Here is a 15,156-nt window from a genome sequence, read left to right as displayed (position 1 = left end):
AGTACGGCATGAGCGAACGCACCGAGCGGAGCGAGGGCCGTGAGCGCATGCCCGGCCCGCACGGCATGGGTGAGCCGCTGCTGCACCTGGCGCTCCGCGTCGAGCAGGACATTTTCCTGGTCCGCCAGCGCGGCCGGGAGGTCGCCGCGGCCGTCGGACTCGAACACCAGGACCAGGTCCGGATCGCCACCGCGCTCAGCGAGGTGGCCCGGGAGCTGCTGCNCGGACCGAGCTGCGGGTGGACCTGTCGCCGGTCCGTGCGTTGCCCGGCGGCCGGTACGAGCCGCAGTCCGGCGCGGTCGCGCGTCTGGTGGACACGTTGCGGGTGATTACGGTCGAGGGCGATACCGTCGTGAGGATGTCCCGACGAGTACCGGACCACGCCGAGGAGCTGACGCCGGAACGCGTCGGTCAGCTCCGCGCCGAGCTGGCCGAACGCGCTCCGGGTTCCGCCCTGGACGAGTTGGCCGCGCAGAACGCCCAGCTCATCGCCGCCTTGGACGAGGTGCGCACCCAGCGCGACGAGCTGGCGGTGCTCAACTCCGAACTCCAGGAGACCAACCGGGGCGTGATGGCGCTCTACAACCAGCTCACCGAGGAGCTGGAGGAGACCAACCGCGGCGTGGTGGCGCTCTACGGCGAGCTGGACGAGAAGTCCGCCCAGCTACGGACCGCCAGCGAGTCGAAGAGCCGGTTCCTGGCCAACGTGAGCCACGAGCTGCGCGCCCCGGTCACCGCGATCATCGGCTTGGCGCGGCTGCTCGCCGACTCCGCCTCCGATCCGCTCACCGGCGAGCAGGCCCGCCAGGTGGGGTTGATCAGATCCTCCGCGGACGACCTGCTGGCGCTGGTCAACGAGCTGCTCGACCTGGCCAAGGCCGAGTCGGGCCGGATCGAGCCGAACTGGTCCGAGGTGGACCTGCGGCCGGTGTTCGGGCAGCTACGCGGCACGCTGCGGGCGGTGGCCACCCGGCCGGAGGTGGAGTTGGTGGTCGAGGAGCCGCCGGTGCCGGCGACGCTGCGCTCGGACGAGGTGCTGCTCGCCCAGGTGCTGCGCAACCTGCTGCACAACGGCCTGAAGTTCACCGAGCGGGGCGAGGTGCGGCTGCGCGCCGAGCGTCGTGGCGAGGTGTGGTCGCTCTCGGTCACCGACACCGGCGTGGGCATCCCGCCGGAGCTGCACGAACGGATCTTCGAGGAGTTCTACCAGGTCCCGGGCACCACCCGGGTCGGCGGGACCGGGCTCGGCCTGCCGTACGCCCGCCGGCTGGTCACGTTGCTCGGCGGCACGCTGGAGCTGACCAGTGCGCCGGGTCGGGGCAGCACCTTCGCCGTCGTCCTGCCCGTGGGCGGAGCGTGACGGTGGAGGGCGGGCCGGCGACAGTGCTGGTGGTCGACGACAGCGGCCCGAAGCGATACCTGCTCGTCAACTGGCTCACCCGGGCCGGCTTCACCACCGTCGAGGCCGAGAACGGCACGGCGGCGCTGGACCGGGTCGACCGGGAGCCGGTCGACCTGGTGGTGCTCGACGTGCGGCTGCCCGACATGAGCGGCTTCGAGGTGTGCGAGCGGATCAAGGAGGCGCACCCGTCCGTACCGGTCATCCACGTCTCCGCGCACGCGGTGGACGTGGTCGACCGGGCCCAGGGCCTCACCCGGGGCGCGGACGCGTACCTGGCCGAACCGATCGAGCCGGAGGAGCTGGTCGCCACCGCGCACGCGGTGCTGCGCTACTACCGGGCCCGGCGGCGGGCCGAGCAGCTCGCCGAGCGGCTGGCCGCGCTGGCCGACGCCACCGTGGAGATGCACGCGACGCCGAACTTCGTCCGGCTGCTGGAGGCTGCCGCGGCCGGTGCCGCGCGGATCTTCCAGGCGCCGGCCGCGGTGGTCGCCGAGACGTTCGACGGGGACTGCCTGGCCGGGGTGGCGGCCGATCCGCACACGCCGGCCAGCATCGTGCCGTGGGTGGTGGACGACACGGGCGTGCCGATCGGCACCCGGGTGCGGGTGGACGAGCCGGGCGTCTGGCCGCTGGTCGACTGGCCGGCCGGCGACACGGTGACCGTGGCCGCCGCCCGGCTGCGGGAGGACCGGGCCCCGCTGTACGTGGTGGTGCCGACCTCGACCCAGACCGTACGCACGCCGGTGCTGGTGCAGCTCGCCCAGGCCGTCGCGTCGGCGGTGGAGGCGCAGCGCTCCTTTGACGAGGAGCACCGGATCGCGGTGACGCTCCAGCGCAGCCTGCTGCCCCGGCGGCTGCCCGAGATCGCCGGGCTGGACCTGGCCGTCCGCTACGAGCCGGCGAGCGCGCAGACCGAGGTGGGCGGGGACTTCTACGAGCTGGTGATGCTCGACGGTCACCTGCTGGTGGCGATCGGCGACGTGGCCGGGCACTCGCTGCACGCCGCCACCGTGATGGCCGAGCTGCGGCACGCGGTACGGGCGTACGCGGTCGAGGGGCACCTGCCGGCGGTGATCCTGGACCGGGTCAACGAGCTGATGCGTACGCTGCTGCCGACCGAGCTGGCCACCATCTGCGTGCTGCTGCTGCACCCGCCGACCGGGCGGGTCCGGATGGCCAGCGCCGGCCACCTGCCGGCACTGCTCAGCCGGGACGGGCGGGTCGAGTTCGTGTCGCAGTCCGCGCCGCTGCTCGGGGTGCGCGCCGCCCGCCCGCCCGACCTGGAGTTCGTACTGCCGGCCGGCGCGACGCTGGTTCTCTACACCGACGGGCTGATCGAGCGACGGGACGCCACCATCGACGACGGCATGGCCGCGCTCGCCGTGTCGGCTACCCGGGTGGACGACGACCTCGACCAGTTCTGCCAGCGGCTGCTGATCGAGTTGGCCCCGCCGGAGATCAACGACGACGTCGCCGTGGTGGCTGTCCGCCGTCGCTGACGCGCGTCCGACTACTTGCCGTAACCGAGCCCTCCATCACGCTGAGTTGCCGTCGCCGCCGGAGGCGGCATGGGCTTGCTGCCGACTTTGCTCTGCAGCCATCGGCGCATCGGGCGGCTGAACAGGTTCTTTCTGTTGACCATGGCCGAGCCTGCCGCGTCACCACCGTCACCGTCGGTGTGCGCTGCGTCCATGGCTGCAGAGCAAAGTCGCCGCAAGGCGAAGACCGCCGCTGCGCCTACGTCACCGTGCGTAACAGTGAAAGGGCAGGTGGCGCAGGCGACGGCCCACGCTCCGATCGGGCCGGCGTCGTCCCGGCCGCCGGGCACAAGGCGATGGCGGCCGCCGGCCGGCTGCTCCGCGACGCGGGACCGCCGGCCGGAGCCGTACCGCCGGCCGGAGCCGTACCGCCGGCCGGCCGTACCGCCGGCCGGCCGTACCATCGCGGTGGTCGCCGGCGGCACGAACGCCGACCCGCACGCGCTCACTGCGGCACGGGCCGCCTGACCGCCGTCACGCCCGGCCGAGGCGGTCCAGGGTCCAGGCGTTGACGAACGCCTCCTCGCGCCAGGCGTCGTACCGGCCGCTGGGCCCGCCGTGGCCCGCGCCCATCTCGGTCTTGAGCAGGTAGTCGCCCTGCGGCGCGAGCGCCCGCAGCCGGGCGATCCACTTGGCCGGCTCGTGGTAGAGCACCCGGGTGTCGTTGAGGCTGGTCACCGCCAGGATGGCCGGGTAGTCGGCGGCCACCACGTTCTCGTACGGCGTGTACGACTTCATGTACGCGTAGACCTCGGGGTCGTCCAGCGGGTTGCCCCACTCCTCCCACTCGGTGACCGTCAGCGGCAGCGACGGGTCGAGAATCGAGGTCAACGCGTCCACGAACGGCACCTGCGCGACGATCCCGGCGAACGCGTCCGGCGCGAGGTTCGCCACCGCGCCCATCAGCAGGCCGCCGGCCGAGGCGCCCCGGGCGACCAGCCGGTCGCCCGCCGTCCAGCCGGCCTTGACCAGGTGCCGGGCGCAGGCCACGAAGTCGGTGAAGGTGTTCTTCTTGGCCAGCAGCTTGCCCTCGTCGTACCAGCGTCGGCCCAGCTCACCGCCGCCCCGGATGTGCGCCACCGCGAAGATGACGCCCCGGTCGAGCAGGCTCAGCCGGGCGATCGAGAACCACGGGTCCATGCTGGCCTCGTACGAGCCGTAGCCGTAGATGACGGCGGGGGCGGAGCCGTCGCGCGGGGTGCCCCGGCGGCAGACCAGCGAGATGGGCACCCGGGTGCCGTCGTCGGCGACCGCCCAGTCCCGGTGCTGTTCGTAGTCGGCCGGGTCGTACGCCCGACCGTCCGGCCCGGGCCGCACCGGCTTCTGCCGGCGCAGCGTCAACTCCCGGGTGAGCAGGTCGTAGTCGTAGACCGAGTCCGGGGTGACCAGCGAGGTGTAGCGCAGCCGCACCGCGTCGGTCCGGTACTCCGGGTTCGCGTCCAACCCGACGCTGTAGATCGGCTCGGGGAAGTCGATGTCCCAGCCGTCGTCGCTGCCGACCGGCAGCACCCGCAGCCCGGTCAGCCCGTTGCTCCGCAGCGACACGACGAGGTGGTGCTCGAACGCGTCGACCGCCTCCAACCGGGTGCCGGGGGTGTGCGGGATCAGCGGCGTCCAGTCGCCCGGCGCGTCCGCCGAGGTGTACGCCAGCGCGAAGTCCTCCGCGCCGTCGTTGTGCAGGATGAGGAAGCGGTGGCCGTGGTGCTCGACCGCGTACTCGATGCCCTGACGCCGCGGGGCCACGACGGCTGGCTCGCCGGTGGGGTTGGCCGCCGGGATCACCCGCACCTCGCTGGTGACCTTGCTGTGGATGTCGACGACCACGAAGCGCTCGGAGCGGGTCAGCTCGACGCCCACCCAGAACCGCTCGTCGTCCTCCTGGTGGACCACCACGTCCTCGGTCGACGGGGTGCCCACGGCGTGCCGCCACACCCGGTTCGGCCGCCACGCCTCGTCGACGGTCACGTAGAACAGCGTGGACGCGTCGGCCGACCACGCCGTGCCGTAGAACGTGTCCGGCACCTCGTCGGGCAGCACCTCGCCGGTGGCCAGGTCCTTGATCCGCAGCGTGTAGCGCTCGTCGCCGGAGAAGTCGGTGGAGTAGGCCAGCCAGCGCCCGTCCGGGCTGACGTCGAACGCGCCGAGGGAGAAGAAGTCGTGCCCCTCGGCGAGCTGGTTGCCGTCGAGCAGCACCTCCTCGCCGTCGAGCGGGGCACCGTCCGCGCTGAGCGGGGGCGCGGTCTCACCCGGGCGGACCGCGCGGCGACACTGCACCCCGTACTGCTGGCCCTCGACCGTACGGGTGTAGTACCAGTGCCCGCCCTTGCGGGTCGGCACCGACAGGTCGGTCTCCTGGGTGCGCCGGCGTGTCTCCTCGAACAGCTCCGCGCGCAGCCCGGCCAGGTGCGCGGTGCGCGCCTCGGTGTAGGCGTTCTCGGCGGTCAGGTAGGCGATCGTCTCCGGGTCGTCCTTGGCGGCGAGCCAGGCGTACTCGTCGACGACGGTGTCGCCGTGGTGGGTCCGCTCGGCCGGAACGCGCTTCGCCGTGGGCTGTGGGGTCGTGGTCACGGCGTCACGTTACCGGGCGGTGCGCCGCCGCCGAGCGGGCGCGCCGCGCGAATCCCCCGACCCGCCGCCAGCTCTTTCGAACATGTGTACGATGACCGCCATGGCGGATGCATCGTGTTCCACCGATCGACCCGGAGCCCTCGACATCACCCGGAAGTTGGCAAAGATCTGCGATCCGCCGTTCGCGCGTCTCGCCGGCCCGGCCGACGAGGTGGCCGGTCGCACCGCCCGTTGGGTGGCCGTGCCGGGTGGTCCGCACGCCGCCGCCGAGGTGCTCCGGCTGGCCGCGGCGCACGATCTGACCGTGGTGCCGCGCGGTGCCGGCACGAAGATCGACTGGGGTGCCGCCCCGGCCCAGGTGGACATCATGCTCGACACCGGCCGGCTCGCCGGGGTGCGGCACGAGCCGGGGGCCGCCGTGCTGGCCGAGATCGGCGCCGGCACCCCGCTGCGGGCCGTCCAGGCGACGTTGGGCCGCACCGGTCTGCGTCTCCCGGTCGACGCGCCCTCGCCGGGAGCGACGCTGGGCGGGGTACTCGCCGCCGACGAGGCCGGTCCGTTGCGCCTGCGGCACGGCGGTCCCTGCGCGCAGCTCGTCGGCGTGCGTTACCTCGACGCCGACGGCGAGCTGATCAGCGGCGACCTGCCGGGGCTGGACGTGGCGCGGCTGCTCTGCGGCTCACAGGGCGGGCTGGGCGTGCTGGTCTCGGCCACCATGCGGGTGCACGCCCGGCCGGCGAGCCGGGTCTGGGTGTCCCGCCCGGTCTGGACCCCGCTGGAGGTGCACGACCTGGTCCGTGCCGTGCTCGCCGCCGAGGTCCAGCCGGCCGCCGTCGAGCTGGACCTGCCGGTGCCGGTGCCGCTGCCCCGGCGTCGGATCCCGGCGAGCCACCCCTCGGTGTCCGGTCGGCCCGACCACCCGGCGGTGACCGGGCGCCCCGCCGCCGGCAACCTGGTGGTCCTGCTGGAGGGCGGCCCGGCCGACGTGGTGGAGCGGGTCGGCCGGCTGACCGCCGTGCTCGGCGCCGAATCCGTGGTCAACCACCGGCCGCCCGAGTGGTGGGGGCGCTACCCCTTCGCGCCGGGCGACACCGCGCTCCGCATCGAGGTGCCGGTCGACCACCTGCACGCGGCGGTCTACGCGTTGCGCGACGCCGCCGGCACTCCGATGGCGGTGCGCGGCTCGGCCGGCGTCGGCGCGGTGCACGCCGCGCTGCCCGGCGTGATGCCCCCCGAACGCGTCGCGTCGATCCTCGGCGCGGTCCGCAGCGTGCTGGTCGCCCGGCAGGGCCGGTGCGTGGTGGTGGCAGCGCCCGCCCCGGTGCGTCGCGCCGTCGACCTCTGGGGCGAGTGGCCCACGTTGTCGCGGCTCCGCAGCGCCAAGGCCCACCTGGACCCGCACCGCCGCCTGGCCCCCGGCCGCCTCCCCGGCGGCCTCTGACCCGACGCCGGCTCGCGTTCGGGCGTCGCGTTCGGGCGGTCGCTGACCGTATCCTCTCGGAGACAGGGGCACCGGAGCCGCGAGCCGCACCGAAGGCGAGATCATGGGGTACGTCCTCGACACCTCGCACCTACCCGCCGTGGACCGTGTCGAGGCCGTGCACACGGCGATGATGTACGCCTCCGCCCCCTGTCACGTCCTGCACGAGGACCCGGACGGTGAGGTCCACGCCCGGATGGAAGTCTGGGACCTCGGCAACACCAACGTCTTCACGCACCGATCCTCCGGGATCCGGCTGCTGCGTACGGCGAAGCTGGCCCGCCAGGACGGGATGCCCGTGATCGCTCTGTCCGTGCAGCAGCGCGCGGATGGGCGGATCGAGCAGCGCGGGCGGCAGCGGGTGGTGCCGCCGGGGGAGCTGCTCGTGGTGGACCTGTCCGGGGCGTACGACTTCTCGTGGTCGGGGGACGGCGCCGCCGGTTGTCTCCAGATTCCCTACGACCAGCTCGGTCTTCCGCTCGACGTGGTGCGACGTGCCGCCTTCGAGGTGGCCGCCAGTCCGCTGTACCGGCTGGTCACCGGGCACATCGCGCAGCTCGCCGCCGATCCCGCCGGCATCACCGACGATGCCGCCTCGGCGACCGTGGCAGCGGCCAGCATCGACCTGGCGCGGGCCCTGCTGGTCTCGGCGGCGCGTTCTGGCCGGCACGCCCGGCAGGTGTTCGCCGAGACGCTGCTGACCCGGGTCCGGGCGTACGTCCGGATGCACCTCGCCGATCCGGATCTCACCCCGCGCGCGATCGCCGCGGTGCACGGCGTCTCCGTGCGGCAGCTCTACAAGCTGTTCGCCGACGCCAACCTGAGCCTCGAACAGTGGGTCATCGACGAGCGGCTGCAACGGGTGCGACACGAGCTCACCCAGCCGACCCGGCGGCACGTGCCGATCGGCGCCATCGCCCACGGCTGGGGTTTTCGCGATCCCACCCACTTCACCCGCAGGTTCAAGGCCCGGTACGGCGTGACGCCGAGCCAGTGGCGGCGATCGTCGGCGGCCGCCCGGTCCTGACCGCGTGTGCAGCGTGGGCCGAGAACGCTGCGCTCGGAGCCGATTCCGCCCCGGGGCGCCTCGTTACGGTCGGCGGTACGCCGCTCGCTCCGGGCGGCGGAAGGGGGAGGGACAGCCGTGCTCGTACTCGACACCCGGTCGTTGGCCGTTGGTGCGCGTGCCGAGGCATTCCAGGCCACGGTCAGTGCCAACTGCTCGTCGAGCATGGCGTCCTTCGAGGACGCGGACGCCATTGCGGCCCGGATGACGGTCTTCGACCTCGGCCCGGCGAAGGTGTTCAACATCGACGCCTCGGGTACCACGCTGCGCCGTACCCCGAAGATGTCCAGGGCGGAGAACGAGACGTCGATCGTGCTGGCGCTGCCGATGCGGACCGACAACCACATGATCTGGGCCCGCGAGGAGTGTTCGTACGGGCCGCGTGACCTCATCCTGGTGGATCTGTCGCTGCCGTACGTGTACGGCTGGAAGGGGCGGGGCGCCTCCTACGCGCTGCACGTCGACGTGGACCACCTCGGCGTACCCCGGGACATGATCCACAACGCCGCCCGACAGCTCCGCGGAAGCCCGCTCTACGACCTGGTCCGCGACCACGTCGCCCGGGTGACCGCGCACGCTGACACGCTCGCCGACCAACCCGGTGCGGCGGAGTTGGGCGCGGCGTCGGCCGAGTTGATGCGGGCGCTCGTCGTCTCCGCGGCCGGTGACGGTGGCCGTCGGCTGCGGGACACCATGCACGAATCGACGTGGGCGCGGGTGCAGGCGTACGTCCGCGTCAACCTGCGGGATCCGGAGCTGACCCCGGCGCGGATCGCGGCGNCTTGGAACAGTCCATCATCGAGCAGCGTCTGCGGGGTGCCCGCGCCGATCTGACCGCGTCCCGCCCGCGTCACACGTCCATCGCGGCGGTCTCCCGGGCCTGGGGCTTCGCCACGCCCAGCTTCTTCAGCAGCCGCTTCCGGGCCGCGTTCGGGGTGACCCCACGCCAACTCGTGGTTGCGCACAGACGACAGAACTCTGCGGTCTGAGAACACCCTCGGGGCCGACGCGGTGCGACAGTGCTCGCCGTACGACTGATGTCCGCATCGGTCGACGACCACCTCGTCGAACGGAAGGCTCATCCATGTCGATCAGCCGCAGATCCCTCCTCGCCGGATCAGCCGCCGCGACCGGCGCGCTCGTCGGACTGCCCGCGACCGCGGCGGCAGCCGCACCGGCGCCCTCACGCCACCCGACCCGACCGACCGTCGTGCTGGTGCACGGCGCGTTCGCCGACGCCTCCGGCTGGACCGGCGTCGCCCGTATCCTCCAACGCGACGGCTACCGCGTCCTGGCGCCGGCGAACCCGCTGCGCAGCGTCGCCGCCGACTCCGCGTACCTCGCCAGCATCCTCGCCACGCTCGACGGTCCACTCGTCCTGGTCGCCCACTCCTACGGCGGCATGGTCATCACCAACGCCGCCGTCGGCAATCCCGCCGTCAAGGCGCTCGTGTACGTCGCCGCGTTCGCACCGGATGAGGGGGAGACGGTCCAGGAGTTGCAGACGAAGTTCCCGGGCAGCAAGCTCGACCAGAGCGCGCTCGACCTGCGGCCGTACCCGACGCCCGACGGGGCGGGCAGCGCCGACGGCTACGTCAAGCCGGAGGTGTTCCGCGATGTCTTCGCCGGTGACCTGCCCCGGGCCACGACGGACGTCATGGCGGCCACGCAGCGACCCGGCGACGTGCACACCCTCGGTGAACCGTCCGGCGAGCCCGCGTGGCGGTCGGTGCCGTCCTTCTACCTCGTCGCCCGCCGGGACAACCTCATCCCCGCCGCCGCCCAGCGTTTCATGGCTCGCCGGGCGGATGCCCGGACCGCCGAGGTCGACGCCTCGCACGTCGCGATGATCTCCCAGCCCGCCGTCACCGCCGACCTGATCCGAAAGGCCGCCCGATGAGCTTCGTGACCACCCCCGACGGAACCCGGATCTTCTACAAGGACTGGGGCGCTGGACGCCCGGTCGTGCTGTCGCACGGCTGGCCGCTGAACTCCGACAGCTGGGAGGCCCAGCAACTGTTCCTCGCCCAGAGCGGCTACCGGGTCATCGCCCATGACCGGCGCGGGCACGGTCGCTCCACCCAGGCATGGCACGGCAACGAGATGAACACGTACGCCGACGACCTGGCGGCCGTGATCGACCACCTCGACCTGCGGGAGGTGACGCTGGTCGGCTTCTCCACCGGCGGCGGCGAGGTGGCCCGCTACATCGGTCGGCACGGCACTGGCCGGGTCGCCCAGCTCGTCCTGGTCTCCGCGGTGCCGCCGTTCATGCTGCGCACCGAGGACAATCCCGACGGCGTACCGGTCGAGGTGTTCGACGAGATCCGTGCCGGCTCCCTGGCCGACCGCTCCCAGCAGTACCACGACCTGGCCGACGGCCCCTTCTTCGGCCACAACCGGCCCGGCGCGAACGTCTCCCGCGGCGTTCGCGAAGCGTTCTGGCGCCAGGGACTCCAGGCCGGACACCGAAACGCCTACGAGTCCATCGCCGCGTTCTCCGCCACCGACTTCCGCCCCGACCTGGACGCCGTGGATGTTCCCGCACTGGTCATCCACGGCGACGACGACCAGGTCGTCCCGTACGCGGTCGGGGGCCAGGCGTCGGCGGCCCGGATCAAGGACGCGCGGCTCATCACATACCCCGGCGCACCGCACGGCATCACCGACACCCATCGGGAGCAGCTCGGCCGCGACCTGCTCGACTTCCTCAAGGAGTACGACGCATGAGCATCATCGTCCTGGTCCACGGCCTGTGGGTGACCCCGCGCTCCTGGGAGCACTGGGTGCCGTACTACGAGGCCATGGGGCACACCGTCCACACGCCCGCCTATCCCGGCTTCGAGGTCGAGGTGGAGGCGCTGCGCGCCGATCCCGACCGGATCGCGACCCTGACCGTGCCCGAGACGGTCGCGCACCTGGAAAAGATCATCGGGGCGCTGCCGGAGAAGCCGATCATCATGGGTCACTCGTTCGGCGGCACGCTGACCCAACTCCTGCTCGACCGGGGACACGGCGCCGCCGGCGTGGTCATCAACTCCGCCCCGCCGGAGNGGCCGGGTTCACGCCCGAGCAGTGGCACTACGCGTTCACCAACACGCTGTCCGAGGAGGACTCGCGGGCGGCCTACGACCGCTACGCCATCCCGGCGCCCGGCAGTTGGGTCTGGGCGTACGGCCTGCTCGCCAACTTCACTCCGGGCAAGCAGGAGACCTGGGTCGACTTCCACAACCCGGACCGGGCGCCGCTGCTGTTCATCGCCGGCGGCGCCGACCACATCATGCCGCCGTCCGTGAACAAGTCGAACGCCCGTCACTACAAGGCGCCGGACACCGTCACCGAGTACCGCGAGTTTCCCGGACGGTCCCACTGGACCTGCGCCGAGCCGGGTTGGGAACAGGTTGCGGACGCCGCCCTGGAGTGGGGGCTCGCCCACGCGCGCTGAGGCCGGCTGTCGTCGCGGTGCCGTCTCGGGTCGGAGGCGGCACCGCACGAACGTCTAGGGGGTTTCGTTGCGCAGGACCAGGACGGCGATGTCGTCGCGTGGCGGCTCGGGGGAGAAAGCGATGGTGGCGGCGCGGAGGCGGGCCGCCACCACGTCGGCCGAGTAGCCGGCCAGCGGGGCGGCCGACTCGCGCAGCCGTTCGGTGCCGAACAGCTCCCGGCCGCGCCGCCGCTCGGTCACCCCGTCGGTGTAGAAGATGAGCGCGTCGCCGGGCTTGAGCGCCAGCTCCGCCGTCGGGGTGGTGATCGTGTCGAGCAGGCCGAGCGCCGTGCCGCCGGTGCCGACGAATGTCGCGCCACCACCGCCGTGCAGCAGCACCGGCCGGTCGTGGCCGGCCAGGTGCAGGGCGACGTCGAGCTGGTCGCCGTCGCCGGGCGCGACCGCTGCCAGGGCCAGCGTGCAGTAGCGCCCGCCGCCGCGGTCGACCAGTGTCTCGTTGAGCCGGCCGAGCACCTCCGGCAGCGGCTTGCCGTCACCGACCAGGACCCGGATCACGTCCCGGACCAGGCCGGTCACGGCGGCCGCCTGCACGCCCTTGCCGGAGACGTCGCCGACCACCACCAGCCAGCGGCCGTCCGGCAGCGGCACCACGTCGTAGAAGTCGCCGCCGACCTCGGCGTCGTCGCCGGTCGGCACGTACTCGGCGGCGAAGCCGATGCCCTCGACCACCGGGAGCACCGGCGGCAGCAGCGACTGCTGGAGGGTCTGCGCGACCCGGCGGCGTTCGGCGTGGATGCGGGCGTTCTCGATGGCGAGCGCGGCCCGCCGGGCGACGTCCTCCAGCACCGAGACCTCGTCCGGGTCATGCCGGTGCCGCTGGTGCCGCCCGACCGCCAGGGTGCCGAGCCGCTGCCCGCGGGCGACCAGCGGTACGGCGAAGCCCTCCATCGGCGCGCCCAGCGGCACCTGGGCCGCGCTGCGGGACGCCTCGCGCAGCCGGGACTGGATCGAGTCCGGGCCGGTCTCGGCGAGAACCCGGTGCAGGTGGGGCAGCATCGCCTCGTCGGCGTGGCTGGATGCGGCGAGGCGCAGCCGCCCCCACTCGTCGGTGGTGTGCAGCGCGCACCACTGGCCGAGCCGGGGCACCACGAGCTGCGGGACGAGCGCCATGGTCAGCTCGACGTCGAGCGACTGGGCGAGCAGTTCGCTCGCCTCGGCCAGGAAGGTGAGCCAGGCGGAGCGGCGCACGTCGGCGCGGCGCAGCCGGTCGTTCTCCAGGTGCAGCGAGAGCCGTTCGGCGGCCAGCACGGCGAGCGGTCGGGCGTACGCCGAGGGCGCCGCGTCCAGTTCCAGCTCACCGGCGTACGGCCGGTGCACGGCGAGCGGGACGCGGAGCAGTTCGTTGCCGTCCCGGGGCGGCCGGCCGTACCGGGCGAACACCTGGGTGCCGAACCCGTCGCCCCGGTCCAGCCGGACCGTGCCGCCGGCGGCGCCGACCATCTCGGCCACCCGGGTCAGCAGGCCGGTGGCGAACTCGGGCAGCGGGTCGTCGGCGTACGGATCGGGGGTGGTCTGCATCAGTTCGCTCATCGCCGCGGCGCTCGGGGTGCCCTCGCCGCCCGGTTCCGGTGCGGCCACCGCCGGGCGGGGGACGGCCGGGGACGGCGGGGTGGACCCGTGCGGACCGGGACGATCGAGCCGGAACCAGACCCCCTTGCCGGTGGGGAGGTAGGTGGTGCCCCACCGGCTGGCGAAGTGGTCGACCAGCAGCAGGCCACGGCCGCGGGCGGCGACCTCGGTGATGTCGGAGGTGGTGTTGCGCACACCGACGGTCAGCTCGTCGACCGGTCCGGAGGCGAAGTCGGTGACGGTGACGGTGAGCCCGCCCCGGTCGGCCTCGACCTCGATGTCGAGTTCGGTGCGCGCGTGCTCGACGGCGTTGGTGGTCAGCTCGGTGGTGAGCAGCAGCGCCTCGTTGAGCAGCCCGGGCAGGCCGGCTTCGAGGAGCATGGCGCGCACCAGCGCCCGCGCCGCCGCCGGGGTGCGCCGGTCGGCGGGGAGGCGGATCCGTCGGACGTGCTCGTCCGTGCCGCCGCTGCCGGTCGGCCCCGCCTCCACTGACACCTCCGTATCCTCCATCGCCGCCACCCCGGGTGCCAAGCGCCCCGGCCGAACCGGCCACCGGGTGCGATACCTCCGTGACGCGCCATCCGCCGCCGGTGACCTCGACCGATCGCGCGGCAGAATGGTGGGATGGCCGCGTGTCGGCACGAGTCGGTGGGGGCCCCGAGCTGAGCGAGGAAAGATGACCACGGTGAAACAGTCGGCGACCGCGGATCCGTCCGCGCCCGACCACGAGGTGCTCCTCGGCGAGCTGGTCGAGGCGCTGCGACGGGTGGCCCGTGGCGACCTCCGGGTCCGCCTGCCGCGCCGGGCGGGTCTGCCGGGCGAGGTCGCCGACGCCTTCAACGACGTGGTGTCGTTGCAGGAGCGGCAGCACCTCGACCTGCGCCGGATCAGCCGCATCGTCGGCCGGGACGGGCGGCTCACCGAGCGCCTCGACGACGAGGGCCTGGACGGTTCCTGGGCGGAGGGGCAGCGGGCGGTCAACTCGCTGATCGACGACCTGGGGCGGCCGACCACCGAGATCGCCCGGGTGATCGTGGCGGTGGCCGACGGCGACCTCTCCCAGCACATGGCGCTGGAGATCGACGGGCGCCCGCTGCGCGGTGAGTACCTGCGGATCGGCCGGACCGTGAACACCATGGTCGACCAGCTCTCGTCGTTCGCCGACGAGGTGACCCGGGTGGCCCGGGAGGTGGGCACCGAGGGCAAGTTGGGCGGCCAGGCCGACGTGCGTGGCGTCGCCGGCACCTGGAAGGACCTCACCGATTCGGTGAACACCATGGCGTCGAACCTCACCGGCCAGGTGCGGTCGATCTCCCAGGTGGCGACCGCGGTGGCGAAGGGCGACCTGTCGCAGAAGATCACGGTCGGGGCGCGCGGTGAGGTGGCCGAGCTGGCCGACACGATGAACTCGCTCACCGACACGCTTCGGCTCTTCGCCGAGCAGGTGACCCGGGTGGCCCGCGAGGTGGGCACCGAGGGCAAGCTCGGCGGGCAGGCCGAGGTGCCCGGCGTGGCCGGCACCTGGAAGGACCTCACCGACAACGTCAACTCGATGGCGTCGAACCTGACCAGTCAGGTGCGCAACATCGCCCAGGTGTCGACCGCGGTCGCCAAGGGNTGACCTGTCGCAGAAGATCACGGTGGCGGCGCAGGGTGAGATCCTGGAGCTGAAGGACACCGTGAACACGATGGTGGATCAGCTCTCGTCGTTCGCCGACGAGGTGACGCGGGTGGCCCGTGAGGTCGGCATCGAGGGCAAGCTGGGCGGTCAGGCGCAGGTGCGCGGCGTCTCCGGCACCTGGCGCGACCTCACCGAGAACGTCAACCAGCTCGCCGGCAACCTGACCAGCCAGGTCCGCAACATCTCCCAGGTCTCCACCGCGGTGGCGAAGGGCGACCTGGGCNGCGCAGGGTGAGATCCTGGAGCTGAAGAACACCGTGAACACGATGGTGGATCAGCTCTCCTCGTTCGCCGACGAGGTGACCCGCGTCGCGCGCGAGGTCGGCACCGAGGGCAAGCTCGGTGGC

At 73.0% G+C, this 15,156-nt stretch carries 12 protein-coding genes and 2 pseudogenes; 11 read left to right on the top strand and 3 right to left on the bottom strand.

Going from position 1 to position 15,156, the window contains the following annotated elements; genetic code table 11:
* Positions 1-65: 65 nt before the first annotated feature.
* Together B1205_RS05430 and B1205_RS05425 are read left to right on the top strand one after the other, a co-directional pair.
* A pseudogene (locus B1205_RS05430) lies at positions 66-1,360 on the top strand (ATP-binding protein).
* Positions 1,361-1,362: 2 nt separating this feature from the next.
* A complete protein-coding gene (locus B1205_RS05425; protein WP_089154938.1) occupies positions 1,363-2,901 on the top strand; it encodes a SpoIIE family protein phosphatase in 1,539 nt (512 codons plus the stop codon).
* 11 nt (positions 2,902-2,912) lie between these two features.
* On the opposite strand, the gene B1205_RS28915 is transcribed toward B1205_RS05425, so the two are convergent.
* Together B1205_RS28915 and B1205_RS05415 are read right to left on the bottom strand one after the other, a co-directional pair.
* The gene (locus tag B1205_RS28915) at positions 2,913-3,095 is read right to left on the bottom strand and encodes a hypothetical protein (RefSeq protein WP_140157978.1); all 183 of its coding nucleotides are present in this window, start codon (positions 3,093-3,095) and stop codon (positions 2,913-2,915) included.
* A gap of 319 nt (positions 3,096-3,414) precedes the next feature.
* Positions 3,415-5,508 carry a S9 family peptidase gene (locus tag B1205_RS05415; RefSeq protein ID WP_089154606.1) on the bottom strand — a complete coding sequence of 698 codons (2,094 nt, stop codon included), beginning with the start codon at positions 5,506-5,508 and terminating at the stop codon, positions 3,415-3,417.
* 100 nt (positions 5,509-5,608) lie between these two features.
* Between B1205_RS05415 and B1205_RS05410 the strand changes: the two genes are divergently transcribed.
* The 8 genes from B1205_RS05410 to B1205_RS32850 all read left to right on the top strand — a co-directional run bounded on the left by B1205_RS05410 (position 5,609) and on the right by B1205_RS32850 (position 11,499).
* Complete coding sequence (locus B1205_RS05410; RefSeq protein ID WP_254909732.1) at positions 5,609-6,949, top strand: FAD-binding oxidoreductase; 1,341 nt, start codon at positions 5,609-5,611, stop codon at positions 6,947-6,949.
* 103 nt (positions 6,950-7,052) lie between these two features.
* Positions 7,053-8,015: a helix-turn-helix domain-containing protein gene (locus B1205_RS05405; protein ID WP_089154604.1), complete on the top strand. Its 963-nt coding sequence runs from the start codon at positions 7,053-7,055 to the stop codon at positions 8,013-8,015.
* A 6-nt stretch (positions 8,016-8,021) separates the two neighbouring features.
* Positions 8,022-8,888 carry a hypothetical protein gene (locus tag B1205_RS05400; RefSeq protein ID WP_441338441.1) on the top strand — a complete coding sequence of 289 codons (867 nt, stop codon included), beginning with the start codon at positions 8,022-8,024 and terminating at the stop codon, positions 8,886-8,888.
* Positions 8,837-9,043 (top strand): helix-turn-helix domain-containing protein, encoded by a 207-nt coding sequence (locus B1205_RS32855; RefSeq protein ID WP_176308432.1) that lies wholly within the window; start codon positions 8,837-8,839, stop codon positions 9,041-9,043. Before B1205_RS05400 ends, B1205_RS32855 begins: the two co-directional genes overlap by 52 nt.
* Positions 9,044-9,138: 95 nt before the next feature.
* Positions 9,139-9,954: an alpha/beta fold hydrolase gene (locus B1205_RS05390; RefSeq protein ID WP_089154601.1), complete on the top strand. Its 816-nt coding sequence runs from the start codon at positions 9,139-9,141 to the stop codon at positions 9,952-9,954.
* On the top strand, positions 9,951-10,784 hold the full coding sequence (locus B1205_RS05385) for an alpha/beta fold hydrolase (protein ID WP_089154600.1): 834 nt from the start codon (positions 9,951-9,953) through the stop codon (positions 10,782-10,784). The genes B1205_RS05390 and B1205_RS05385 overlap by 4 nt, the downstream gene beginning before the upstream one ends.
* Entirely contained in the window at positions 10,781-11,350 is a 570-nt protein-coding gene (locus B1205_RS05380) for an alpha/beta hydrolase (RefSeq protein ID WP_369597254.1), read from the top strand. Before B1205_RS05385 ends, B1205_RS05380 begins: the two co-directional genes overlap by 4 nt.
* Positions 11,347-11,499, top strand: a complete 153-nt coding sequence (locus B1205_RS32850; RefSeq protein WP_369597253.1) for a hypothetical protein — start codon at positions 11,347-11,349, stop codon at positions 11,497-11,499. Before B1205_RS05380 ends, B1205_RS32850 begins: the two co-directional genes overlap by 4 nt.
* A 54-nt stretch (positions 11,500-11,553) precedes the next feature.
* On the opposite strand, the gene B1205_RS05375 is transcribed toward B1205_RS32850, so the two are convergent.
* Positions 11,554-13,638, bottom strand: a complete 2,085-nt coding sequence (locus B1205_RS05375) for a SpoIIE family protein phosphatase (protein ID WP_176308431.1) — start codon at positions 13,636-13,638, stop codon at positions 11,554-11,556.
* A gap of 166 nt (positions 13,639-13,804) precedes the next feature.
* Here B1205_RS05375 and B1205_RS30940 point away from each other — a divergent pair.
* Positions 13,805-15,156 (top strand): annotated as a pseudogene (locus B1205_RS30940) (HAMP domain-containing protein); the annotation flags it as partial.

Origin of the sequence: Micromonospora sp. NBS 11-29, assembly GCF_002140155.1 — a bacterium.
GTDB lineage: Bacteria > Actinomycetota > Actinomycetes > Mycobacteriales > Micromonosporaceae > Micromonospora.
This window is presented reverse-complemented; position numbering and strand designations above follow the sequence as displayed.

Excerpts from the sequence above, each read along its gene's own strand:
- B1205_RS28915 (WP_140157978.1), bottom strand. The coding sequence starts at position 3,095 with ATGGACGCAGCGCACACCGACGGTGACGGTGGTGACGCGGCAGGCTCG.
- B1205_RS05410 (WP_254909732.1), top strand. The coding sequence starts at position 5,609 with ATGGCGGATGCATCGTGTTCCACCGATCGACCCGGAGCCCTCGACATC.
- B1205_RS05405 (WP_089154604.1), top strand. The coding sequence starts at position 7,053 with ATGGGGTACGTCCTCGACACCTCGCACCTACCCGCCGTGGACCGTGTC.
- B1205_RS05390 (WP_089154601.1), top strand. The coding sequence starts at position 9,139 with ATGTCGATCAGCCGCAGATCCCTCCTCGCCGGATCAGCCGCCGCGACC.
- B1205_RS05385 (WP_089154600.1), top strand. The coding sequence starts at position 9,951 with ATGAGCTTCGTGACCACCCCCGACGGAACCCGGATCTTCTACAAGGAC.
- B1205_RS05375 (WP_176308431.1), bottom strand. The coding sequence starts at position 13,638 with ATGGAGGATACGGAGGTGTCAGTGGAGGCGGGGCCGACCGGCAGCGGC.